Here is a 22,980-nt window from a genome sequence, read left to right on the forward strand (position 1 = left end):
CGCGCGGACCTGACAGGGGACACCAAAATGTACAAGACCAGGGCCACCACGACCTTCGTTCTGCCGGGCATTCTCTTCAGTGTAACGCTGTTGCTGAGCGCCTGCGCGGCCACGCCAGAGAATGGCAGCGCCGAAACGGCCGCATCCGGCACCAGCGAAACGCAAGCTGCCGCCCGCGAGTCGCGCAACGCACTGGAACAACGCAGCTCCGCCGAGGCCGAGCCGGAGATCCGCGAATCCGCGCCGGAACGCTACGTCGTCAAGAAGGGCGACACGCTCTGGGATATCTCCGCGATGTTCCTGCAGGACCCCTGGTACTGGCCGGAGATCTGGCTGGTCAACCCCGAGATCGAGAACCCCCACCTGATCTATCCGGGTGACGTGCTGAGCATTCATTACGTGGATGGCCAGCCGCGCATCATGGTCGACGGCGGCCCGCGCGTGCGCCCGACCCATCGCCTGTCACCCGAGGCCCGGGTGGTGGAGCGCGACGAGGACATCTCCCCCATCTCCACCCTGCAGTCGTTCATGTTCCGGCCGCAGGTGCTGGACGAAGAGACCCTGGAGAACGCGCCCTATGTCCTCGCCTCGCAGGACGAGCGCGTGATCTTCGGCCCCGGTGACCGCGTCTACGTGCGCAACGCCGAAGACACCGAACAGTACGAGCTCTACCACATCGTGCGCCACGACGGCATGCTGATCGACCCGGATACCGGCGAGGAGCTGGGCGTCGCGACCCTGCCGGTGGGCGAGGCGGAGATCATCGAGCCGGGCAACGTCGCCCGCGCCGATATCCGCAAGGGCGAACGCGAGGCCATCCGTGGCGACCGTCTGGTGCCCTACGCCGAAGAGCAGGACCGGCTGTTCGACATTGGCCGCGCACCGGCCGGCGCCGAGGGCACGATCATCTCGCTGTTCGACGCCATCAGCCAGATCGGCCAGTTGCAGGCCGCGATCATCAACCGCGGCGAGCGCGACGGCATCGAGAACGGCCAGGTCTTTGCGGCCTTCACCGCCGGACGCGAGGTACGCGACCCGATCAGTGATCGCGCCAACGACGTCGTCACCCTGCCGGAAGAAGAAGTCGGCACCGTGATGGTCTTCCAGACCTTCGAGAAGGTCTCCTACGTGCTGGTAACCGAGGCGGAACGCACCCTGCGCGAGGGTGACAAGGTTCGCGCCCCCTGACCGGACTTGCGGCCCGGCTTCATGCGTGATGCCGGCACGGCAGCCGCTCCGCACCAGGACTGGCTACGCCTGATCAACACCCCTGGCCTCGGCCCGCGGCGCCTGCTGCAACTGGTCGAGGCCTTCGGCACTCCGGGCGGCGCCCTCGACGCCCCCGCCGCCGAATGGCAGCGTGCGGGCATCGACCTCAAACAGGACGATGCCGCGCGCCAGGCCCGCGACAAAGGGGCCGAAGCCGACCGGGCCTGGCTCGATGCCGATCCCCGGCATCACCTCCTGTGCCTCGACGACCCCGCCTATCCGCCCCTGCTGGCCGAGCTCCCCGACCCACCGCCGGTGCTGTACCTGAACGGCAACCCGGAACTGCTGCGCGCCCCGCAAGTGGGGATCGTCGGCAGCCGCGAGGCGACCCCGCAGGGCGAGCGCCTGGCCAGCGAATTCGCGCGCGAGCTGGCCACGGCCGGGCTCACGGTCACCAGCGGCCTCGCGCGCGGCATCGACGGCGCGGCCCACGAGGGCGCCCTGGCCGCACCCGGCGGGCGCACCATCGCGGTGGTCGCCACCGGGCCCGACCGCATCTACCCCGCCCAGCATCGCCGGCTCGCCCATCGCATCGCGGACCATGGCCTGGTCGTCTCGTTATGGCCCACCGGTACCCGGCCACTGGCGCGGAACTTCCCGCAGCGCAACCGGGTGATCAGCGGGCTTTCGCTGGCCACCCTGGTTGTCGAAGCGGCCCTGAAGAGCGGGTCGCTGATCACCGCGCGGCTGGCCGCCGAGCAGGGGCGCCAGGTCTATGCGGTCCCCGGCTCGGTGCTCAGCCCCGCCAGCCGCGGCTGCCACCAACTGATCCGCGACGGCGCCCAGCTAGTGGAGTCGGCCGACGAGATCCTCGACGACCTCGCGGACTGGCTGGGCGTGGCGCCCAACGCCCCAGTTGTTCCGGCGGAACCCACCAGCGAACCGCTGGACCCGGAGCAGGAACGCGTGCTGAACGCGATGGGTTTCGACCCGGTCCCGCTGGAAACCCTGCGCGAACGCACCAAATTGACCATCGAACAGCTTTCATCCATGCTGGTTTTGCTTGAACTTCATGGCCGCGTGGCCGCTCTCGACCACGGGCGTTACCAGCGCCTCGACGCAGGATCCCCCGAATCATGAACGAGAACGTGCTGGATGTGCTCATGTATCTCTTTGAGCACACCATCGACGAGGAATCCGACCAGGAGCCGGACCGCTCGGAACTGGAACGCCACCTGGTGGAGGCCGGTTTCGCCCGGCGCGAGATCGATCGCGCCCTCGGCTGGCTGGACCGCCTGATGAGCGAAGCCCCGTTGGCAGGCCGCGGCGGGGACGGTGCCGCCCAGCGGATCTACGCCCCCGAGGAGCGCAAGCGCCTGGACACCGAGTCTCACGGCTTCCTGCTGCACCTGGAGCAGAACGGCCTGCTGACGGCCGGCACCCGCGAGCTGGTGCTGGATCGCGTCATGGAGCTGGATGCCGAGGAGATCGACCTCGACCAGCTGCGCTGGGTGGTGTTGATGGTGCTGTTCAACCAGCCCGACGACGCGATCGCCTATTCCCGCCTGGAAGAGGTCATGCGCGACGACTCGGGCCCCAGTGCCGTGGATTATCTGCACTGACTTCGCCGTCTTTCGATGGTTACGCGGTAGCCACGGGCGTTTTCCTCATCTAGTCTTTAGCGCCCGTGAACCCGGTTGCATGCTTGCAACCGCCACCGCCCCGACACGGAACCCGCTGCCACGGAGACGGTCCCGAGCCACATGAGCAAGCACCTCGTCATTGTAGAGTCCCCCGCCAAGGGCAAGACCATCGAGAAGTATCTGGGTCCCGACTACCAGGTCCTCGCCTCGTATGGCCACGTACGCGATCTCGTACCCAAGGAGGGCGCGGTGGATCCGGAAGACGGCTTCCGGATGAAGTACGACATCATCGAGCGCAGCGAAAAACAGATCGAGGCGATCGCCAAGGCGCTGAAGAAGTCCGACGACCTGATCCTCGCGACTGACCCCGACCGTGAAGGCGAGGCGATCTCCTGGCACCTCCACGAGGTCCTGCGCGAACGCGGCCTGCTGGAAAACCGCGACGTGCACCGGGTGGTATTCCACGAGATCACCAAGAAGGCGATCCAGGAAGCCATCGAGCACCCGCGCGACCTGGCCCAGCCGCTGATCGACGCCCAGCAGGCGCGCCGCGCGCTGGACTACCTGGTCGGCTTCAACCTCTCGCCGCTGTTGTGGCGCAAGATCAAGCGCGGCCTGTCCGCCGGGCGCGTGCAGAGCCCGGCCCTGCGCATGATCGCCGAGCGCGAGAACGAGATCGAGGCCTTCGTCGCCCGCGAGTACTGGACGCTCGACGCCCTGACCGAACGCCAGGGCCAGTCGTTCACCGCGCGCCTGACCCACCTGGACGGCAACAAGCTGGACCAGTTCGACCTCAACAGCACCGAACTGGCGCACGACGCCCAGAAACGCCTGACCGACGCCGCCAGCGGCGAGCTCCGGGTCGCCAAGGTCGAGAAGAAGCAGCGCCGCCGCAACCCGGCCGCGCCGTTCACCACCTCGACCCTGCAGCAGGAGGCCTCGCGCAAGCTCGGCTTCACCGCCAGCCGCACCATGCGCACCGCCCAGCAGCTCTACGAGGGAATCGACCTCGGCTCCGGCGCGATCGGCCTGATCACCTACATGCGTACCGACTCGGTGGCCCTGGCCGGCGAGGCGATCGGCGAAATCCGCGGTCTGATCGAGGAGCGCTACGGGGCCAACAATGTCCCCGACAGCCCGCGCCAGTACAAGACCAAGTCCAAGAACGCGCAGGAAGCCCACGAGGCCATCCGCCCGACCTCCGTGCGCCACGTGCCGAACGAGATACGCGATCGCCTGAGCAGCGACCAGGCACGCCTGTACGACCTGATCTGGAAGCGCACCGTCGCCTGCCAGATGATCCACGCGACCTTCGACACCGTCGCTGCTGACCTGGTCCCGGGCGAGACCCAGCACCAGTTCCGCGCTACCGGCTCCACCCTGGTCGACCCCGGCTTCATCGCGGTCTACCAGGAGGGCCGCGACGACACGCAGGACGACGACGAGGACAAGCGCCTGCCGGAAATGGCCGAGGGCGACAGCGTCAAACTGAACGAGGTCACCGCCGACCAGCACTTCACCGAGCCGCCGCCGCGCTACACCGAGGCCAGCCTGGTGAAGACGCTGGAGGAATACGGGATCGGCCGCCCCTCCACCTACGCCAGCATCATCTCCACCCTGCAGTCGCGCGAGTACGTGGAGATGGATGGCAAGCGCTTCATCCCGACCGACACCGGCCGGATCGTGAACAGCTTCCTGACCCAGCACTTCGACCGCTACGTGGACTATGACTTCACCGCGAAGCTGGAAGACGAGCTGGATGCCATCTCGCGCGGCGAGAAGGACTGGGTCCCGGTGCTGGAAGCGTTCTGGGGCGACTTCCGCGACCGGGTGAAGGAAAAAGAAGAGAACGTGACCCGCGCCGAGGCCGTGCAATCGCGCGAGCTGGGCCCCGACCCGCAAAGCGGGCGCCCGGTCAGCGTACGCCTGGGCCGCTTTGGACCGATCGTGCAGATCGGCACCAAGGACGACGAGGAGAAGCCGCGCTTCGCCGGCCTGCTGCCCGGGCAGAAGATGGACAAGGTCACCCTCGAGGAGGCGCTGGAGCTGTTCAAGCTGCCGCGCGATCTCGGCGAGACCCCCGAGGGCGAACCGGTGATGGTCAACATCGGCCGCTTTGGCCCGTACGTGAAGTACGGCTCCAAGTACGCCTCGCTGGGCCCGGACGACGATGTCTGGACCATCGAGCTGCCACGCGCGCTGGAGGTCGTCGCCGAGAAGAAGAAAAAGGACGCCGAACGCTTCATCAAGAGCTTCGACGCGGAAGGCATCCAGGTCCTGAACGGGCGCTACGGCCCCTACGTGACCGACGGCAACAAGAACGCCAAGATCCCGAAAGAGACCGACCCCAAGTCCCTGACGCTGGAACAGTGCCAGGAACTGATCGCCGCCGCCCCGGAACGCAAGGGCCGCGGACGCAAGGGGGCGGCCAAGTCCACGGGCAAGACCGCTGCCAAGTCTTCTAGCAAGACCGAGGGCAAGACCGCCAGCAAGACGTCGGCCAAGTCGACCGCCAAGTCGACATCCGCGAAAAAACCGGCGACCAAGAAGAAGGCCACCGCCAGCAAGACGGGCGCGAAGAAGACCACCGCCAAGAAGACCCCGGCGAAGAAGTCGTCTACTGCGAAGTCCGCCGGCGCTGGCGACAACCGCCTGAGTGCCGAGCCCTCCGGCGATCGTGGATCGGAATAACGCCCCGCTGCTGACCGCCGAGATCGATCCCGTCGCGCACCACGTGCGCGACGGCGGGGTGATTGCCTACCCCACCGAGGCGGTCTTCGGCCTTGGCTGCCGCCCGGACGCGCCGGAGGCGATCCAACGGATCCTGACACTGAAGGGTCGACCGGCAGCCAAGGGGCTGATCGTGGTCAGCGACCGGCTCGACCGCCTTGCCCCCTGGCTGGCCCCGCTGCCCGCCGACCGCCAGGCCGAGATCGACGCCAGCTGGCCCGGCCCCACAACCTGGCTGCTACCCGTAACCCCTGACTGCCCCACCCTGCTGCGTGGCGAACACGACAGCCTGGCCGTGCGCGTAACCGCCCATCCAGCCACACGTGCGCTGTGCGCCGCCACCGACAGCGCGCTGGTCTCGACCAGCGCGAACCGCGCCGGCGCGGAGCCCTGCCGCACCTGGGATTGCGTTACCTCACAACTCGGGGCGGGCATCGATGCGATCCTGCAGGCAGAATGTGGCGGGCGCGACGCCCCCAGCGCGATCCGCGACGCCCGCACCGGGGCCTGGCTCCGGGGTGGACCGGACCCCGACGCGAACACCGACCACTGAACAACCGGGACGCAGCATGAGCCAGGACAACGTCTCCATCGAGCGCGTAATCGACTACCTGCAGGGCCTGCAGGACCGCATCTGCCAGGGCCTCGAGGGCCTGGACGGCCGGGCCCGCTTCGAGGAGGACGCCTGGGAGCGCCCCGCTGGCGGCGGCGGGCGTACCCGCGTGCTGCACGAGGGCGCGGTGTTCGAGCAGGCCGGGGTGAATTTCTCCCACGTGATGGGCGACAACCTCCCGGCCTCGGCCACCGCCCACCGACCGGAGATGGCCGGGCGCTCGTTCCAGGCCACCGGCGTCTCCCTGGTGATCCACCCGCACAACCCCTTTGTTCCGACCTCGCACGCCAACGTGCGCTTCTTCATCGCCGAGAAGCCCGGCGAGGACCCGATCTGGTGGTTCGGCGGCGGCTTCGACCTGACGCCCTACTACGGCTTCGACGAGGACTGCATCCACTGGCACCGTACCGCCGAGGCCGCCTGCCGCCCGTTCGGCGAGCACCTCTACCCGGCGCACAAGAAGTGGTGCGACGAGTACTTCCACCTCAAGCACCGCGACGAACCGCGCGGCGTGGGCGGGCTGTTCTTCGACGACTTCAGCGAGGGCGGCTTCGAGCATGCCTTCGGCTACATGCAGAGCGTGGGCAACGCCTACCTCGACGCCTACGCCCCGATCGTCGAGCGCCGCCGCGCCACCGACTTTGGCGAGCGCGAGCGCCAGTTCCAGCTCTACCGCCGCGGGCGCTATGTCGAGTTCAACCTGGTCTACGACCGCGGTACCCTGTTCGGCCTGCAGTCGGGCGGGCGCACCGAGTCGATCCTGATGTCGCTGCCGCCGCTGGTGCGCTGGGAGTACAACTACCAGCCGGCGCCCGGCACGCGCGAGGCCGAACTCTACGAACGCTACCTGAAGCCGCGCGACTGGCTCGCCGAGACTGCCGGCTGACTCCAAACACGCAAGGACCTGGCATGACCGCACCGATCGCCCCCTATCCCGCCGGCCGCCCGCGCCGAATGCGCCGCGACGGCTTCTCCCGCCGCCTGATGCGCGAACACCACCTGCGCGCGGACGACCTGATCCTGCCGGTGTTCGTCACCGAGGGCGAGGGCGTGCGCGAGGCGGTACCGTCGATGCCCGGCGTGGAACGCGTCTCCATCGATCAGCTGCTGGACGAGGCGGCCGCCGCCGTGCGCCTGGGCATCCCGGCACTGGCGCTGTTTCCGGTGGTGCCGGGCGAGAAGAAGAGCCTGGACGCACAGGAGGCCTGGAACCCTGAGGGCCTCGCCCAGCGCGCGGTGCGCGCACTGAAGGCGGCGCACCCGGAGCTTGGCGTGATCACCGACGTCGCCCTGGACCCGTTCACCACCCACGGTCAGGACGGCATCATCGACGACGACGGCTACGTGGTGAACGACATCACCACCAAGGCCCTGGTGAAGCAGGCGCTGTCGCACGCAGCGGCCGGTGCCGACGTGGTGGCCCCCTCCGACATGATGGACGGGCGCATCGGCGCGATCCGCGGCGCGCTGGAGGACGGCGGGCACGTGCACACGCGCATCCTCGCCTACTCCGCGAAATACGCCTCCGCCTTCTACGGCCCGTTCCGCGACGCGGTGGGCTCGGCCGGCAATCTCGGCAAGGGCGGCAAGGAGACCTACCAGATGGACCCGGCCAACGGCGACGAGGCCCTGCACGAGGTCGCGCTGGATCTCGCCGAGGGGGCCGACATGGTGATGGTCAAACCGGGCATGCCGTACCTCGACGTGGTGCGCCGCATCCGCGACGAATTCCGGCGCCCGACCTTCGTCTACCACGTCTCCGGCGAGTACGCGATGCTCAAGGCCGCCGCCGAACGCGGCTGGCTGGACGAGCGTGCCTGCGTGCTGGAGGCCCTGACCGGCATGAAGCGCGCCGGGGCCGACGGCATCCTCACCTACTATGCGCGCACCGTGGCCGAATGGCTGGCGGAGGACGCGGCGCGATGAGCGAGCCGCGTCCGGATCGCTACGCGGTGGTGGGCAACCCCATTCACCACTCGCTGTCCCCGCGCATCCACACCCTGTTCGCCGAACAGACCGGGCAACACCTCGTGTACGAAGCCCGCCAGGGCACCCCCGGGCAGTTCGCCGAGGAGGTCAACGCCTGGTTCGCCGAGGGGCTCAAGGGCCTCAACGTGACCGTTCCATTCAAGGAAGAGGCCTTCGCCCTGGCCCGGGTGCTGAGCGACCGGGCGCGCCATGCCGGGGCAGTCAACACCCTGTGGCGGGACGGCGACCACCGGATCCACGGCGACAACACCGACGGCGTCGGATTCTGTCGGGATCTCGACCGCCTCGACTTCGACGTGCGCAATCGCCAGGTCCTGATCCTGGGGGCCGGAGGCGCCACCCGCGGCCTGCTGCAGCCGCTGCTGGAAGGCGCACCGGAGGCGCTGATCATCGCCAACCGCACCGTGGCCCGCGCCGAGGGGCTGGTGGATGCCTTCCGGGATATCGCCCCGGCCACCCGGCTCTCCGCCTGCGGCCTGGACGCCCTGCCGCAGGGTCCGTTCGACCTGGTGGTCAACGCCACCGCCACCGGTCTCGGCGACGATGCACTGGCGCTCCCCGAGCACCTCGTCCACGCGGACAGCCTGGCCTATGACCTGGTCTACGGCGCCGGCGCCAAGCGCTTCCTGGACTGGGCCGCCGGCGCGGGCTGTGTACGCGGCAGCGACGGCCTCGGCATGCTGGTGGAACAGGCGGCCGAGGCCTTCTCCATCTGGCGCGGGGTGCACCCCGAGACGGATCCCATTCTGCGTCAACTGCGTCACGAAATCGCTCCCGAATAGCCCACCCACAACCCGGGTTCATGGACGGTTCACGCGCCACAGCGCAAGCTGAACCTATTGCCCCGTATCCGCACGGGGCCAACGAATACTGGGAGATTCATCATGCAACGCATTCTCGCCCTGGCCGTCACCAGCGCCCTGGTACTGGTGGTGGGCTGCACCACCACGGATCCGTACACCGGGGAAGAACGCGTCTCCCGAGCCACCATCGGGGCCGGCATCGGGGCCGCCACCGGTGCGGTGCTCGGCAGCGTCACCAGCAGTCGCAACCGCACCCAGCGCGCCATGATTGGCGCCGGCATCGGGGCCCTGGCCGGTGGCGCCATCGGCAACTACATGGACCGCCAGGAGGATGCCCTGCGCGAACAGCTGCGCGGCACCGGCGTGAGCGTGACCCGCGATGGCGACAACATCATCCTCAACATGCCGAGCAACATCACCTTCGATTTCGATCGCAGCGAGATCAAGCCGCAGTTCCATGACGTCCTCGACTCGGTCGCACTGGTGCTGGAGGAGTTCGACCAGACCGGGATCGAGATCGCCGGGCACACCGACAGCACCGGCCGGGTGGAATACAACATGGACCTCTCCGAGCGCCGTGCCGAGAGCGTGGGTCAGGCCCTGATCCGCCGTGGCGTACAGCCGGTGCGGGTGCACACCATCGGCCTCGGGCCGCACCAGCCGGTCGCTACCAACGACACCGATGCCGGCCGCGAACAGAACCGCCGCGTCGAACTCACCCTGTTCCCGCTCACCGCCGACTAACCTGCACGTTCCGGCCCGGCACCCCGACGCTCGCCGGGGCGCCGGGCCGACCCCATTCTGGCGACGTCTCCAGCGCCTCGCGCTGGACACTCCTACCCTTCCTGCGGCAGAATCCCGATCATTCGCTGCATCGTGATTTTTCGGTGCAATCGCGTCCATTCTCGACAGGATCGCTACCGATTCCCCCTGCCATGGCGTCCATACTGCTGCTCAACGGCCCCAACCTGAACCTGCTGGGACAGCGGGAGCCGGAGCGCTACGGCGTACAGACCCTGGCGGACATCGAGACCGACCTTAAAGCCCGGGCGGAACAGGCCGGCGCAACCCTCGACTGCTTCCAGAGCAATCACGAAGGCGACCTGATCGACCGCATCCACGCCGCCGCCGGCGAGGGCGTGGAGCACATCCTGATCAATCCGGGCGGCCTGACCCACACCAGTGTCAGCCTGCGCGATGCTCTCCTGGGCGTTGCCATCCCGTTCTACGAGATCCATATCAGCAACATCCACGCCCGCGAGCCCTTCCGCCAGACCTCGCGCCTGAGCGATGTCGCCGCCGGCCTGGTCAGTGGCTTCGGCGTCATTGGCTACCGGCTGGCGCTGGATGCGGCGCTTGCAGCTATCAAGGACTAAGAGGCTTCCATGGACATTCGCAAGGTCAAGAAACTGATCGACCTGCTCGACGAGAGCGGCATCCACGAGATCGAGATCCACGAAGGCGAGGAGTCGGTGCGCATCACCCGCTCCGCCATCGGGACGCCCATGGCCGCCGCCCCGGCCCCATTGCCCCCAGCGGCGCCCGCCGCCGCGGCGCCCCCGACCGCCGCCCCGGCGGGCGCGACGGAGGCCGCACCGGAAATGGACGGTCATCGGGTCACCGCACCCATGGTCGGCACCTTCTACCGGGCGCCGAGCCCGGGCTCCAAGCCATTCGTCGAGGTCGGCCAGACGGTGGAGGCCGGCGAGACCCTCTGCATCATCGAGGCCATGAAGATGCTCAATCCGATCGAGGCCGACCAGGGCGGCACCATCCGCGACATCCTGGTCGAGAACGGCAACCCGGTGGAATACGGGCAGCCGCTGTTCATCATCGGATGAACCCATCCGCCGGGCCTCACACCCCCGGCTTCGCTGGAAACAGGTTCGAGCATGTTTGAAAAAATTCTGATCGCCAACCGCGGCGAGATCGCCCTGCGGGTCCTGCGTGCCTGCCGCGAAATGGGCATTGCCACCGTCGCCGCCCACTCCAGCGCCGACCGCGACCTGAAGCACGTTCGCCTGGCGGACGAGTCGGTCTGCATCGGCCCTGCGGCCTCGGGCGAAAGCTACCTGAACATTCCCGCGCTGATCGCGGCCGCCGAGGTCACCGACGCCGGCGCGATCCACCCGGGCTACGGCTTCCTGTCGGAAAACGCGGACTTCGCCGAACGCGTGGAGTCTTCGGGCTTCGCCTTTATCGGTCCGCGCGCCGAGACCATCCGCCTGATGGGCGACAAGGTCTCCGCGAAGCAGTCGATGCTGGAGGCCAACGTGCCCTGCGTCCCCGGTTCCGGCGGCGCCCTGGGCGACGACGCGGACACCAACCTGGCGCTGGCGCGCGAGATCGGTTACCCGGTCATCATCAAGGCCGCCGCCGGCGGGGGCGGCCGCGGCATGCGTGTGGTGCACACCGAGGGCGCGCTGCTGAACGCCATATCGCTGACCCGCAACGAGGCGCAGCAGGGGTTCGGCAATGACACCCTGTACATGGAGAAGTACCTGGAACACCCGCGCCACGTGGAGTTCCAGATCCTCGCCGACAGCCACGGCAACGCCGTGTGCCTGGGCGAACGTGACTGCTCCATGCAGCGACGCCACCAGAAGGTCATCGAGGAGGCACCGGCCCCGGGTATTACCGATGACCAGCGCCAGGCCATGGCCGAACGGCTGATCCGTGCCTGTCAGGAGATCGGCTACCGCGGCGCCGGGACCTTCGAGTTCCTGTACGAGAACGGCGGGTTCTATTTCATCGAGATGAACACCCGGCTGCAGGTCGAGCACACCGTCACCGAGCAGGTCACCGGCATCGATCTGGTGCGCGAACAGATCCGCATCGCCGCCGGGGAACCCCTGGGCTACACGCAGGACGACGTGCGCATCACCGGTCACGCGATCGAGTGCCGCATCAATGCGGAAGACCCCCGTACCTTCATGCCCAGCCCCGGGACCATCCAGCAATACCACGCGCCGGGCGGACCGGGCATCCGCATGGATACCCACATCTACAACGGCTATATGGTGCCGCCGTACTACGACTCCATGATCGGCAAGCTGATCGCCCACGGCAACAGCCGCGAGATCGCGCTGGCGCGCATGCGCGGCGCCCTGGGCGAGATCGTGGTGGACGGCATCCAGACCAACGTCGCGCTGCACCACGACCTGATGATCGACGCGAACTTCCAGCGCGGCGAGACCGATATCCACTATCTCGAGAAGAAGCTCAAGGCACAGGCCTGACCCTTCCCCCTCGCGCCACGAGCCTGATGCCATGAGCCTTGCCGAACTTGAATGCCAGATCAGCCCGGAACAAGCCGAGCCGCTGGAGGACACCCTGTTCGAACTGGGTGCCGTCAGCGTCGAGCTGTTCGACGCCGCAGACGAACCCCTCTTCGAGCCGCCCCTGGGCACCCATCCGCTGTGGTCCACCGTGCGCCTGAAGGCGGTGTTCCCGGACACCACCCAGGCGGACCTCGCCGCCGCCGCGCTGGCGCGCCAGGCGCAGGCCCCGGAGGCGATCCAGGTCCAGGCGATCGAGGACCAGGACTGGGTCCGCGCCGGGCTGGACGGTCTTGGCGCCATCCATTGCGGCGGCGCACTCTGGATCGTGCCCTCCTGGGAGGATGAACCGGCGATCGAGGAAGGCACCTTCGTGCGCCTGGACCCCGGTCTTGCCTTCGGGACCGGCAATCACCCGACCACCGCGATGTGCCTGGCCGCCCTGGCCCAGCAGCCACCGCGCGATCAAGAGGTCCTCGACTACGGCTGCGGCTCTGGCATCCTCGCGATCGCCGCCCTGAAGCTGGGCGCGTGCCATGCACTGGGCATCGACATCGATGAACAGGCCGTGCAAGCCACCCGCAGCAATGCCGACTCCAACGCCATCCCACCCGCACAGCTGGAGACGGGGCTGACCGATCACCCTGTGCCCGACGCGGCCTATGACCTGGTGCTGGCCAACATCCTCGCCAAGCCGCTGATCGATCTGGCACCGGAGTTGGCTCGGGCGGCGAAACCGGGCGCACGCATCCTGCTCGCCGGGCTGCTCGAACGCCAGGCAGACGAGGTCATCGCGGCCTACTCTGACACCTTCGATATCGGCGTCGAGGACTGTCGCGAAGGCTGGGCCCTGCTCGGCGGCCGCCGGCGCTAGGGACACGCTGAGTCATGGACGCGCCCGGCCGAGTCGATCGCTCTCAACGGCAAGGCGCCGCAAGCACAGGATCGCCCGGCTGCAGCAACGCGCCGCAAGCCCATCAACAGGCCCCATCGGGCGAATCCTCGCGACACCTGACGCCCAGCCCGTAGGATGCTGGCCCGCTGCCCCCAATGCGGCGTCACCCACGCCCTCGCCCGCGGGGCCAAGCTCCGCCAGAGGCGAGTGCACTGCTCCAATTGCGATGCCGAGTTCGATCTGTTCCCGGCACTGGAGATCGGCGGCGCGGGCGAACGCGTGCTGGGCCAGGGGCTCCTCCCGGCACGCCAGGCGCCCCTCCACGCCATCGAGCGGGCCCCGGGCGCTGCAATACCCCTCAACATCGAACGCCACGCAAGCCCCCTGGGCTCGGCAAACACGATACGCCGGCGCTCCTGGCCGGGGGTCATGCTGGCCGCCGCCCTGATGCTGCTGCTGGGCGCGCAACTACTGGCAATCCCGCCCGTGGCACCGGACCGGAGCCCCCAGCTGGACCAGGCCCGGGCGCAAGTGTGCGCGGCCATCCCCTGCCCGACCTGGCACCCGCGGCGCGCCCCTGGCCAAGTCCGCACCTCGGCGCCCGATTTCTTCACCACCAGCGACGGCACTCTGCACCTGCAATTCGTGCTCGAGAGCCCGATCCGGCAGGCCTGGCCGATCGTCGATATTCGCCTGACCGACCAGCTTGGGACGCCCCATGGCACCCTCCGGCTAACCCCCGACGACTACACCGACACCCACGCACCGATGAATGCCCACTCCCCCCATTCCGTGCGTCTGGCCGTTGCCAGTCCTCATGGCCACATCACCGGCATCGAAATCCAGCCCCGGTAATTCCCGGGTCCAAGCTCGCGCGCATTCAAATGGTTTCGCGATCGACCGCACCGGAAACCGCGCAGGTTAGCTGCTAGACTGGCCCGCTTGCTCCCGACCCGATAGCCCCGATGCAGCTCGGAACTCACCACTTCCCCGACCCTGTCGTGTTTCTGGCGCCGATGGCCGGGGTCAGCGACCGTCCGTTTCGGTTACTGGCCCGCCGCCTGGGGGCCAGCGCGGCGGTATCCGAGATGGTGACCTCCGACACCCGACTATGGACCAGCGACAAGAGCCGCCACCGCCTGGATCATCGCCAGGAACCGCGCCCGCGCATCGTACAGTTGCTGGGTAACGAACCCGAGGCCCTGGCCGAGGCTGCGCGCGAGAACGTGCGCCGCGGTGCCGACGTGATTGATCTGAACCTCGGCTGTCCGGCCAAGAAGGTCTGCAGCAAGGCCGCCGGATCGGCGCTACTGGGCGAGCCGGAACGGGTGCGCGAACTGCTTCAGGCGCTCACCACCGCGGTCACGGTCCCGGTGACCCTGAAGATGCGCCTGGGCCTCGACCGCGAACGGATCAACGGCGAGACCATCGCGGCCATTGCCGAGGACTGCGGCATCGCCATGCTGACCGTGCATGGCCGCACGCGGGCCGATGCCTATCGCGGAGAGACGGACTACGCCGCCATCGCGCGCATCGTCCGGGCCGTTTCCATCCCCGTGCTCGCCAATGGCGACATCACCGGCCCCGAAAAGGCCCTGCAGGTACTGGATACGACCCGCGCGGCGGGCGTGATGATCGGGCGCGCCGCCCAGGGCCAGCCCTGGCTCCCGGGCCAGATCCGGGCCGCGCTGGCGGGCGAACCGATACCGCCGGCACCCGGGCGCGCCGCCCGCCTGGCCCTGATCGAGGAGCACATTGGCGAACTGCACGCCCAATACGGCGAACCGCAGGGCGTGCGCATCGCGCGCAAGCACCTGGGCTGGTATCTTCAGGGCCTGGGTCTCGACGAGGCCCGCACCCGGGCGGCCCGGGCTGACCTTCTCGCCGCCCCCACGGCCAGCGAACAACTGTGGCGCCTTCGGGCCCACCTGACGGGAATCGCAAGCGAGGCTGCATGAGCATGAACATGCCACTCGAACAGGACCCTGAGGTCCACGAGACGCCGGTTGCAGGCGTGCTCCCGTCCGACTGTGTGCTGGCCGAGTCCGTGCGCCATGCACTGGACCAGTACTTCGAGACCCTGGATGGGCAGAGCAGCCACGATCTCTACGCGCTGGTGATGAACGAGGTGGAGCGCCCCCTCCTGGCCAGCGTGCTGGAGCGCTGCGGGGGCAACCAGAGCCGCGCGGCGGCCCTGCTCGGGCTCAACCGCGCCACCCTGCGCAAGAAGCTGCGCACCCACGGACTGGTGGGAACCAACGGGAACGGCGCCGGAGAATAACCCCCGGCGCCGGCAACCCCATGCGCCCAAACCGAGCCGCCGGGAAGGCGCTTATCCATACGCGACCAGCAGTCGCTCGGATTTGGACGACTGCTAGCCCTTCCAGCCCAAGCGGGTCAGGGCCGTACGATGCAGTTCCGGGGTGGCCGCGGCCAGGACATTCGCGGTCTGCAGGTCCAGCTCGCCGCCAGAGAGGTTGGTGAACACGCCCCCCGCCTCGCGCACGATCACCGCCAGTGCGGCGATATCCAGGATATTCACGTCCGACTCGACGATCAGGTCGATGCTGCCGCGCGCCAGCAGGTGGTAGTGGTAGAAGTCGCCGTAGCCACGGGTGCGGTTCACCTCGGCCGTGATGCTGCCCAGTGCCTTCCAGCCTTCAGCATTCTGCGCCAGGGACTTGAGGTTACCGGTGGACAGGGAGGCCCGCCCCAGATCGGTGGTCTTCTCGACCGCGATCGGGTCGCCATTCAGGAACGCGCCCTGGCCCTTTTCCGCCCAGGCCCGCTCACCAAACTGGATGCCATTGGACAGCCCCAGGATCAGATCGCCCTTGTACATCAGCGCGATCTGGGTGGAGAAGAACGGGTAGCGACGCACGAAGCTCTTGGTGCCGTCGATCGGGTCAATCAGCCAGACATAGTCGGAATCCATGTCCGACTGCCCGGTCTCCTCGCCGTAGAAACCGTGCTCCGGGAAGTGCTCGCGGATCACCTGGCGGATCGCCTGTTCGCTCTCCACGTCGGCCCGGGTCACCGGGGTATCGTCGGGTTTGGTTTCAACGTCGACACCCGCCTCGTAATAGTGGCGGATTACCTTCTCGGCGGCATCGGCGGCGGCCTGGGCGGCCTCCATGAACGCGCTTCGCGACATGTTCGTGTCCCCTCGACAAAAGCCGCTATCTTAGCATGTGGCGCCTTCGTCGCTGACCCGGCGCGACCCTGCCGCCTTCGCGGGTTGGTTGTCGCCACCGGGTCATGCCCCGATAATGCCGCCATTATTTCGAGGAGCCCGACATGTCCAAGAAGCTGCCCGACGTCAGCAATATCGAACGCCTGGAATTGTTTGGCGAAGACTACAACCCCACCGCGACCATCGAAAACGTGGAAGGCCAGAGCCTGTCGCTGCAGATCTACTATCAGCTGGCGCTGGACTTCGGCGGCATCGGCCCCAAGGCGGCCAACTCGGGGCTGCTGATGTACGGCAGCCACGCCGATGACGCCCGCGCCAACCCCGGCAAGCACCCGAACATCGATCGTCTGATCGACGTGCTGAACAACGACTTCTACCTGTCGGTGAAGGCCGTCCCCAAACGCAGCAACCAGGCCGGGTAAACCGGAGCGGCGTCCGACTCAAACCCGGTTGGCGTGGATCAGGCGCCAGCCCCGGGTCGGGTGCCGGTGCAGGCGGGTGCGGCTGGCATAGTCGCATTCCAACTGGAACAGCCGCGCGTCCGGCACCCCCATCACCCAGCCCACCAGGGCGCGGATCACCCCGGCGTGTACGACCAGCAGCACGCGCTCGGCCTCCAGGGGCCGCAACGCCGCCTCGAAGCCGGTCTCCACCCGCCGCCGAAAATCCGCCAGCGGCTCGGCCCCTGCCGGCCGCGCGTGGACTGGGTCGGCGTAGAAGGCGCGGTACTCCTCCGGCCGGTCACGCTGAAGCTCAACCCGGGTCCGCCCCTCCCAGTCGCCGAAGCCCACCTCGCGCAGATCCGGCGCCAGGGACAGCGGTAAATCCTGTCCGGCAGCGAAGCGTTCAGCGAAGGCGCGGCAACGCTGCATCGGCGAACTGACCACGTACTGCCAGCCGGCCTCGCCTTTCACCGCCTGCTCCATCTGGGCCCACCCGCGCGGGCTCAACGGATCGTCGCAGCCATGACCGCGATAGCGCTGACCGCCCTCCGGCTCCCCGTGGCGCAACAAATCCACGATCATGCCGTAACCGCCTGCAATTCCCGCCGCAGGCGCGTCCAGTCGAAGCAGGGCCCGGGGTCCGTCTTGCGCCCCGGCGCGATGTCGCTGTGCCCCACCAGCCCATCCGCGCCAATACCGGGGTAGCGTGCCCGGAGCCAGCCCACCAACCGCGCCAGTTCGGCGTACTGCGCCGGGGTGAACGGATCCTCGTCGGTCCCCTCGAGTTCGATCCCGATGGAGAAATCGTTGCAGCGCTCGCGTCCGCACCACTGCGAGGCCCCTGCATGCCAGGCACGGCGGGAGAACGGCACGAACTGGGTGGCCCACCCGTCGCGGTTAATCAGCACATGGGCGGAGACATGCAACGTCGCGATCTCGGCAAAGTAAGGATGGGCCTGCGGATCCAGCCGGTTCTGGAAGAGCTCGGCGATATGCGGTCCGCCGAACTCGCCGGGCGGAAGACTGATCGCATGCACCACAATCAACTCCGGGTCCTGTCCCGGCGGGCGGGCATCCTGGTTCGGGCTTTCCACCACGCGCGCGGGCGGCCACCAGTCGATGTCGTTCGAGGTCATGGCGCCTCCTCGGGTGGGCGCGCGAGGCAGGCGGTCAGTGCCTCGCGCAGCAGGGGCAACCGGGGCGGGGCCTCCAGGCGACCGTGGTAGGCGCCCGCCTGGAACACGAACAGCGCCGGCAGATGGAAGACCTCGAATTCGCGCACCAGGGCGGTATCCGTCTCGGCGTCCACCACGAACAAGGCAGGCGCATCCGCGGCCGCCTGCCACTCCGCCAGGACCCGCCCCATCACCTTGCAGGCGCCACAGCCCTGGCGCGTGAACAGAATCACCGCCGAGCCCGGCACATCCATCAGGCGCTGATGAAAATCAAACTGGGTCAGACGCGGGAGCGACCCGTCCGTCCCGGTCGCGGCTGCAGTGCCCGACACATCGGTCAATGGCTTACCCTCACCGTTACTGTCTTTATGAATGCTGGATCGTGGGTTAGTTTACGCGCCCCGCTGAGAAGGAATCGATCACCCCGGTGTCTGAACTGAATCCTCAACAACAGGCCGCCGTGACCACCACGGACCACCCACTGCTGGTGCTGGCCGGAGCGGGGTCGGGCAAGACGCGCGTGATCACCGAGAAGATCGCGCACTTGATCGAGCAGCGTGGGCTCGAGGCGCGCCGCATTGTTGCCATCACCTTCACCAACAAGGCGGCGCGCGAGATGCGCGAGCGCGTGCAGGGCCGCCTGGCGCGCGAGCAGGCACGCGGGCTTAGCGTTTCCACCTTTCATACCTTCGGGCTCAATTTCCTGCGCCGTGAACTGCAGGCGGCCGGGCTGCGTGCCGGCTTCTCGATCCTCGATCCGGGCGACTGCCGGCAATTGCTGCGCGAAATCACCTACCGCGACGACACCGGCTCCGAGGTGGACGCACTGGTCGGCCACATCAGCCGCTGGAAGAACGACCTGATGACGCCGGCGGAGGCGCTGCACGAGGCGAGTCAGATGACCGATGCCCCGGAGGCCATCGCCGCCGCCAACCTCTACCCACGCTACGAGGACGCCCTGCGCGCCTACAACGCGGTGGACTTCGACGACCTCATCAAGCGCCCGGTGGACTGCCTGCGCGATGATCCGGAGCTGCGTAACCGCTGGCAGGACCGCATCCGCCACCTGCTGGTCGACGAGTACCAGGACACCAACTCCGCGCAGTACCAACTGGTGCGCCTGCTGGTTGGCGTCAGTGATGGACTGACGGTGGTGGGTGACGACGACCAGTCGATCTACGCCTGGCGCGGCGCGCGCCCGGAAAACCTCGTGCGCCTGCAGGACGATTTCCCGCGCCTGGAGGTAATCAAACTGGAGCAGAACTACCGCTCCACCAACCGCATCCTGCACACCGCGAACGCGCTGATCGCGAACAACCCGCACGTGTTCGAGAAGCGCTTGTGGAGCGCGCTGGGCGAGGGCGAAAAGATCGAGGTCATCGGCTGCTCCGACGCCGACACCGAGGCGGCGCGCGTGGTCTCCGAGCTGATGCGCCGGCGTTTCCGTCTCAACGCGGGCTGGGGGGATTTCGCGATCCTCTACCGCAGCAACCACCAGTCCAGGCTGTTCGAGAAGCTCCTGCGCGAGCAGGGTATCCCCTACCGCCTGAGCGGCGGCCAGTCGTTCTTCGAGAAGGCCGAGATCAAGGACCTGGTTGCCTACCTGCGCCTGCTCGCCAACCCGGACGACAACACCGCGTTCCTGCGCGTGGTCAACGTCCCGCGCCGCGAGATCGGGCCAGCCACCCTGGAAAAGCTCGGCCACTACGCCAACCAGCGCGGCACCTCCCTGCTGCAGGCCGCGCGCGGCGCCGGTCTTTCCGAATACATGGATGCCCGCGCCCAGGCCCGTCTGGAGCGCTTTACTGACTGGATTGACGGCTTTCAGCGCCGTGGCGCGGAAGAGTCCCCGGACGTCCTGCTACGCGCCCTGGTCGAAGACATCGACTACGAATCCTGGCTGTTGGAGAACAGCCCCAACCCGCGCGCAGCAACCCGGCGCATGGACAACGTGCGCGAATTCATCGACTGGGTCGGGCGCATGGGCGGAGCGAACACCACGGCCGAATACGGTGATGACGAGGCCGAGGACACCCGCAGCATGGGTCTTGCCGACATCGTCAATCGCATCAGCCTGATGGACATCCTCGACCGCAACCGGGATTCCCAGGACGGCAACGAGTCGGTACAGCTGCTGACCCTGCACACCTCCAAGGGCCTGGAGTTTCCGCATGTCTGCCTGGTCGGCTTCGAGGAGGAATTGCTGCCACACCGCGTCAGCGTCGAAGACGACTCCATCGAGGAGGAGCGCCGCCTGGCCTATGTCGGCCTGACCCGCGCCCAGCAAACCCTGCTGATCACCTACGCCCAAAGCCGAAGCCGCTACGGCGAAAGCATCGATTGCGAGCCCTCGCGCTTTCTCGACGAACTCCCCGGGGAGCATCTCGACTGGCCCGACGCCAAGCCGCCGGACCCCGAGACCCAGCAGCTCACCGCCCGCGCCCACCTCGCCGGCCTGAAGGCCATGCTCGAAAAATAGGGATGAGGCTCGTCAGCTGGAACTGCAACGGGGCGTTGCGCAACAAGCTCGATGCAATCAGCAGACTGGATGCCGATGTACTCGTCGTTCAGGAATGCGAGGATCCCGCTCACTCGACTCCGGCCTTCCACCAGTGGGCCGGCAATTACCTCTGGGCCGGCGAATCACGGCACAAAGGCATCGGAATATTTCCGCGAAATGGCCATTCGGTTCGTGCCCTGCACTGGTCCGGAAACTTTCAGCTGCCCGGGCTTTCCGGGACCAGCCCGGCCCTCGAATGGGCCACGAACGATCTGAAACTATTTCTGCCGTTCGTGCTGGACGAGAATCAGGTCTTCATCGCCGTCTGGACCAAGGGCAGCAACCAGCAGGCCTTTCGGTACATCGGACAATTCTGGAAATATCTCCAGATCCACCGCGAACAAATCCGTCAGCATCAGGCGGTCATCGTTGGCGACTTCAACAGCAACACGGTCTGGGATCGCCCCGACCAATGGTGGAATCACACCGACGTCGTGTCCGAACTCGAGGCAATCGGGCTGCGAAGCCTTTACCACCACCAGTTCGACGAATCACAGGGCGGCGAGTCCCAGGCCACGTTCTATCTTCAGCGAAACGCGAACAAGCCTTATCACATTGACTACGCCTTCGTACCCCACGACCAGCTGGCACAGTGCGCGATCGAAATTGGCTACCCGACCGATTACTGGCTGAAAGTCAGCGACCACATGCCCCTGCTTTTAACCTGGCAGGACATGATCACGAAGGCTTCAGCAGCTTCAGGCCGACGCGGGTGATACGGGCGCCGTCCATCTCGCGGATGACCAGGCGCATCGGTCCGAGATCGACGGCATCGCCGACGACCGGTTCGGCCTGGAGCTCGCGACGCAGATAGACCTCCAGGGTTTCACCCTGGCGTTCGGGCGGGACCGGGGCGCCATAGGCCATGCCGACTGCGCCGAGCTGGGCGTCGCCGTTGAGCGCGAATTCGCCGAACACGCTGCGCTCGGTGAGGCGTTCCGGCACCTCGTCCTTGGGCACGAACAGGCGGTCGAGGTCATGCAGATCCGCGGGCGTGACCATGATGTAGAGATGGTCGCCGGCGTGCAGATCCAGCAGCTCCAGGGTCTCGAGCAATTTGCCCTTGCGCAGATGCGCCACCACCCGTGCGCTGCCCGGCAAGCGGAAGTTCGACCAGGCCTCGCGCACCACCGGGGTGGTCTCCGCCAGACGGTAGCCGACCAGCTCCATCTCCTGCTGCCCCGGGATGTCGAGCTCGGTGCGCTGCACCCGCGCGGTGGTGGGGGGCAACTCCAGCCCCAGCCAGCGCGCCGAGGTCGCGACGGTCCAGCCCTGCACGAGCAGCGAGATCAGCACGACGAAGAACACCACGTGGAAGAAGTAGCCAGCCAGTTCCAGCCCGGCCAGCAAGGGGAACAGCGCGAGGATAATCGGCACCGCCCCGCGCAGACCAACCCAGGAGATGAACACCTGCTCGCGCCAGGGAAAACGGAATGGGTAGAGGCAAATCCACACCGCCAGCGGCCGCGCGATCAGGATCAGCACGGCGGCGACCAGGCCGGCGTCCAGCGCCACCGGCGGGAGCTCGGACGGGGCGACGATCATGCCCAGCATCAAGAACATGCCGATCTGCGCCAGCGAGGCGATGCCGTCATGGAAACGCTTGATGTTCTGCGAGGCCTCCAGCGGTCGGTTGCCGAGCAGCAGCCCCGCCAGGTACACGGCGAGGAACCCGGAACCGCCGACCAGCCCGGTGAGCCCGAAGATAGCCAGTGCCCCGGCCATGGCAAACAGCGGATAAAGCCCGGCCGCCATCGGCACCCGGTTGATCAGCGCGAGCAGGGCAAAGCCACCACCCACCCCGAGCAACGCGCCCAGGCCCATCTGCTGGACGAACTCGACCAGCACCACCAGGCCGAACTGCTGTTCCGGCAGCAGCAGCAGTTCGATCAGCACAATGGTCAGGAAGATCGCCATCGGGTCGTTGGAGCCGGACTCGATCTCGAGCGTGGCGCCGACACGGCTCTTCAGCTCCAGCCCGCGCGAGCGCAGCAGGGAGAACACCGCCGCAGCATCAGTGGACCCGACAATCGCCCCGAGCAGCAGCCCCTCCAGCCAGGACAGTCCCAGCCACCACACGGCAAACGCCCCGGTCAGCCCCGACGTGACGATGACCCCGAGTGTGGCCAGCCCCAGCGCCGGCTTCAGCCCGATGCGGAAATTGCGCGCCGGTGTGCGCATCCCGCCGTCGAACAGGATGATCGCCAGCGCCGCCGAGCCGATCAGATAGGCAACGGTGATATTCTCGAACACCAGACCGCCCGGGCCTTCCGGGCCCAGCAGCATCCCGATGACCAGGAACACCAGCAACAGGGGCACACCCAGCCGCGAGGTGATCACGCTCGAAAGGATGCTCCCCAGCAGCACGATCGCGGCCAGGAAGATGATCTGGTTGGAGAGGTCCATGCGCCAATCATACCGGAACACCCCCGCATCCCGACGGCGCTCC

24 protein-coding genes are annotated in these 22,980 nt (G+C 67.5%); 19 read left to right on the forward strand and 5 right to left on the reverse strand.

Translation table 11 applies throughout. The features are described from left to right. The first annotated feature begins 27 nt into the window (after positions 1–27). From D573_RS0104765 to D573_RS0104840, 16 genes are all read left to right on the forward strand, one after another. The gene (locus D573_RS0104765; RefSeq protein WP_018938921.1) at positions 28–1,188 is read left to right on the forward strand and encodes a LysM peptidoglycan-binding domain-containing protein; all 1,161 of its coding nucleotides are present in this window, start codon (positions 28–30) and stop codon (positions 1,186–1,188) included. 21 nt (positions 1,189–1,209) lie between these two features. Then, on the forward strand, positions 1,210–2,349 hold the full coding sequence (dprA, locus tag D573_RS0104770; protein ID WP_018938920.1) for a DNA-processing protein DprA: 1,140 nt from the start codon (positions 1,210–1,212) through the stop codon (positions 2,347–2,349). Next, the gene (locus D573_RS0104775; RefSeq protein ID WP_018938919.1) at positions 2,346–2,831 is read left to right on the forward strand and encodes a DUF494 family protein; all 486 of its coding nucleotides are present in this window, start codon (positions 2,346–2,348) and stop codon (positions 2,829–2,831) included. Before dprA ends, D573_RS0104775 begins: the two co-directional genes overlap by 4 nt. 141 nt (positions 2,832–2,972) lie before the next feature. Further along, a complete protein-coding gene (locus tag D573_RS0104780; protein ID WP_018938918.1) occupies positions 2,973–5,543 on the forward strand; it encodes a DNA topoisomerase I in 2,571 nt (856 codons plus the stop codon). Beyond that, the gene (locus D573_RS0104785) at positions 5,530–6,135 is read left to right on the forward strand and encodes an L-threonylcarbamoyladenylate synthase (RefSeq protein ID WP_018938917.1); all 606 of its coding nucleotides are present in this window, start codon (positions 5,530–5,532) and stop codon (positions 6,133–6,135) included. The genes D573_RS0104780 and D573_RS0104785 overlap by 14 nt, the downstream gene beginning before the upstream one ends. 16 nt (positions 6,136–6,151) lie before the next feature. Then, positions 6,152–7,081 carry an oxygen-dependent coproporphyrinogen oxidase gene (gene hemF, locus D573_RS0104790; RefSeq protein ID WP_018938916.1) on the forward strand — a complete coding sequence of 310 codons (930 nt, stop codon included), beginning with the start codon at positions 6,152–6,154 and terminating at the stop codon, positions 7,079–7,081. A gap of 23 nt (positions 7,082–7,104) precedes the next feature. Next, positions 7,105–8,121 (forward strand): porphobilinogen synthase, encoded by a 1,017-nt coding sequence (gene hemB / locus D573_RS0104795; protein ID WP_018938915.1) that lies wholly within the window; start codon positions 7,105–7,107, stop codon positions 8,119–8,121. Next, a complete protein-coding gene (gene aroE, locus D573_RS0104800) occupies positions 8,118–8,966 on the forward strand; it encodes a shikimate dehydrogenase (RefSeq protein WP_018938914.1) in 849 nt (282 codons plus the stop codon). The genes hemB and aroE overlap by 4 nt, the downstream gene beginning before the upstream one ends. A gap of 102 nt (positions 8,967–9,068) precedes the next feature. Then, a complete protein-coding gene (locus tag D573_RS0104805; RefSeq protein WP_018650581.1) occupies positions 9,069–9,731 on the forward strand; it encodes an OmpA family protein in 663 nt (220 codons plus the stop codon). Positions 9,732–9,922: 191 nt separating this feature from the next. Then, complete coding sequence (gene aroQ / locus D573_RS0104810; protein WP_018176254.1) at positions 9,923–10,363, forward strand: type II 3-dehydroquinate dehydratase; 441 nt, start codon at positions 9,923–9,925, stop codon at positions 10,361–10,363. A 9-nt stretch (positions 10,364–10,372) separates the two neighbouring features. Continuing rightward, the gene (accB, locus tag D573_RS0104815; protein WP_018938913.1) at positions 10,373–10,828 is read left to right on the forward strand and encodes an acetyl-CoA carboxylase biotin carboxyl carrier protein; all 456 of its coding nucleotides are present in this window, start codon (positions 10,373–10,375) and stop codon (positions 10,826–10,828) included. 51 nt (positions 10,829–10,879) lie between these two features. Beyond that, a complete protein-coding gene (gene accC, locus D573_RS0104820) occupies positions 10,880–12,226 on the forward strand; it encodes an acetyl-CoA carboxylase biotin carboxylase subunit (RefSeq protein WP_018938912.1) in 1,347 nt (448 codons plus the stop codon). 31 nt (positions 12,227–12,257) lie between these two features. Beyond that, positions 12,258–13,139, forward strand: coding sequence for a 50S ribosomal protein L11 methyltransferase (prmA, locus tag D573_RS0104825; protein WP_018938911.1), 882 nt, complete (start codon positions 12,258–12,260; stop codon positions 13,137–13,139). A 228-nt stretch (positions 13,140–13,367) separates the two neighbouring features. Beyond that, a complete protein-coding gene (locus D573_RS0104830) occupies positions 13,368–14,015 on the forward strand; it encodes a DUF3426 domain-containing protein (protein WP_018938910.1) in 648 nt (215 codons plus the stop codon). A gap of 110 nt (positions 14,016–14,125) precedes the next feature. Next, a complete protein-coding gene (gene dusB, locus D573_RS0104835; RefSeq protein WP_018176256.1) occupies positions 14,126–15,118 on the forward strand; it encodes a tRNA dihydrouridine synthase DusB in 993 nt (330 codons plus the stop codon). Next, positions 15,115–15,441 carry a helix-turn-helix domain-containing protein gene (locus tag D573_RS0104840; RefSeq protein WP_018144664.1) on the forward strand — a complete coding sequence of 109 codons (327 nt, stop codon included), beginning with the start codon at positions 15,115–15,117 and terminating at the stop codon, positions 15,439–15,441. The genes dusB and D573_RS0104840 overlap by 4 nt, the downstream gene beginning before the upstream one ends. 93 nt (positions 15,442–15,534) lie before the next feature. Here the strand turns inward: D573_RS0104840 and D573_RS0104845 are convergent, their stop codons facing one another. After that, positions 15,535–16,296: an inositol monophosphatase family protein gene (locus D573_RS0104845; RefSeq protein ID WP_018938909.1), complete on the reverse strand. Its 762-nt coding sequence runs from the start codon at positions 16,294–16,296 to the stop codon at positions 15,535–15,537. A gap of 161 nt (positions 16,297–16,457) precedes the next feature. Between D573_RS0104845 and D573_RS0104850 the strand changes: the two genes are divergently transcribed. Continuing rightward, positions 16,458–16,775, forward strand: a complete 318-nt coding sequence (locus D573_RS0104850) for a DUF2322 family protein (protein ID WP_018938908.1) — start codon at positions 16,458–16,460, stop codon at positions 16,773–16,775. 18 nt (positions 16,776–16,793) lie between these two features. On the opposite strand, the gene D573_RS0104855 is transcribed toward D573_RS0104850, so the two are convergent. Genes D573_RS0104855 through D573_RS0104865 form a run of 3 tightly spaced genes read right to left on the reverse strand, consistent with a single transcriptional unit; the run spans position 16,794 to position 18,312 of the window. After that, a complete protein-coding gene (locus D573_RS0104855; protein WP_018168376.1) occupies positions 16,794–17,378 on the reverse strand; it encodes a histidine phosphatase family protein in 585 nt (194 codons plus the stop codon). Then, positions 17,375–17,932, reverse strand: a complete 558-nt coding sequence (gene ampD / locus D573_RS0104860; RefSeq protein WP_018938907.1) for a 1,6-anhydro-N-acetylmuramyl-L-alanine amidase AmpD — start codon at positions 17,930–17,932, stop codon at positions 17,375–17,377. The genes D573_RS0104855 and ampD overlap by 4 nt, the downstream gene beginning before the upstream one ends. Further along, the gene (locus D573_RS0104865; RefSeq protein WP_018938906.1) at positions 17,929–18,312 is read right to left on the reverse strand and encodes a thioredoxin family protein; all 384 of its coding nucleotides are present in this window, start codon (positions 18,310–18,312) and stop codon (positions 17,929–17,931) included. The genes ampD and D573_RS0104865 overlap by 4 nt, the downstream gene beginning before the upstream one ends. 86 nt (positions 18,313–18,398) lie before the next feature. Here D573_RS0104865 and D573_RS0104870 point away from each other — a divergent pair, with 86 nt between their 5' ends. Together D573_RS0104870 and D573_RS0104875 are read left to right on the forward strand one after the other, a co-directional pair. After that, complete coding sequence (locus D573_RS0104870) at positions 18,399–20,450, forward strand: UvrD-helicase domain-containing protein (protein ID WP_018938905.1); 2,052 nt, start codon at positions 18,399–18,401, stop codon at positions 20,448–20,450. A gap of 2 nt (positions 20,451–20,452) precedes the next feature. Further along, the gene (locus D573_RS0104875) at positions 20,453–21,247 is read left to right on the forward strand and encodes an endonuclease/exonuclease/phosphatase family protein (protein ID WP_019611965.1); all 795 of its coding nucleotides are present in this window, start codon (positions 20,453–20,455) and stop codon (positions 21,245–21,247) included. Here the strand turns inward: D573_RS0104875 and D573_RS0104880 are convergent. After that, entirely contained in the window at positions 21,210–22,937 is a 1,728-nt protein-coding gene (locus tag D573_RS0104880; RefSeq protein ID WP_026287987.1) for a potassium/proton antiporter, read from the reverse strand. The genes D573_RS0104875 and D573_RS0104880 overlap by 38 nt on opposite strands. Between the last annotated feature and the right edge of the window lie 43 nt (positions 22,938–22,980).

Origin of the sequence: Thioalkalivibrio sp. AKL9 (assembly GCF_000377825.1) — a bacterium.
GTDB classification, from domain to species: Bacteria; Pseudomonadota; Gammaproteobacteria; order Ectothiorhodospirales; family Ectothiorhodospiraceae; genus Thioalkalivibrio; species Thioalkalivibrio versutus.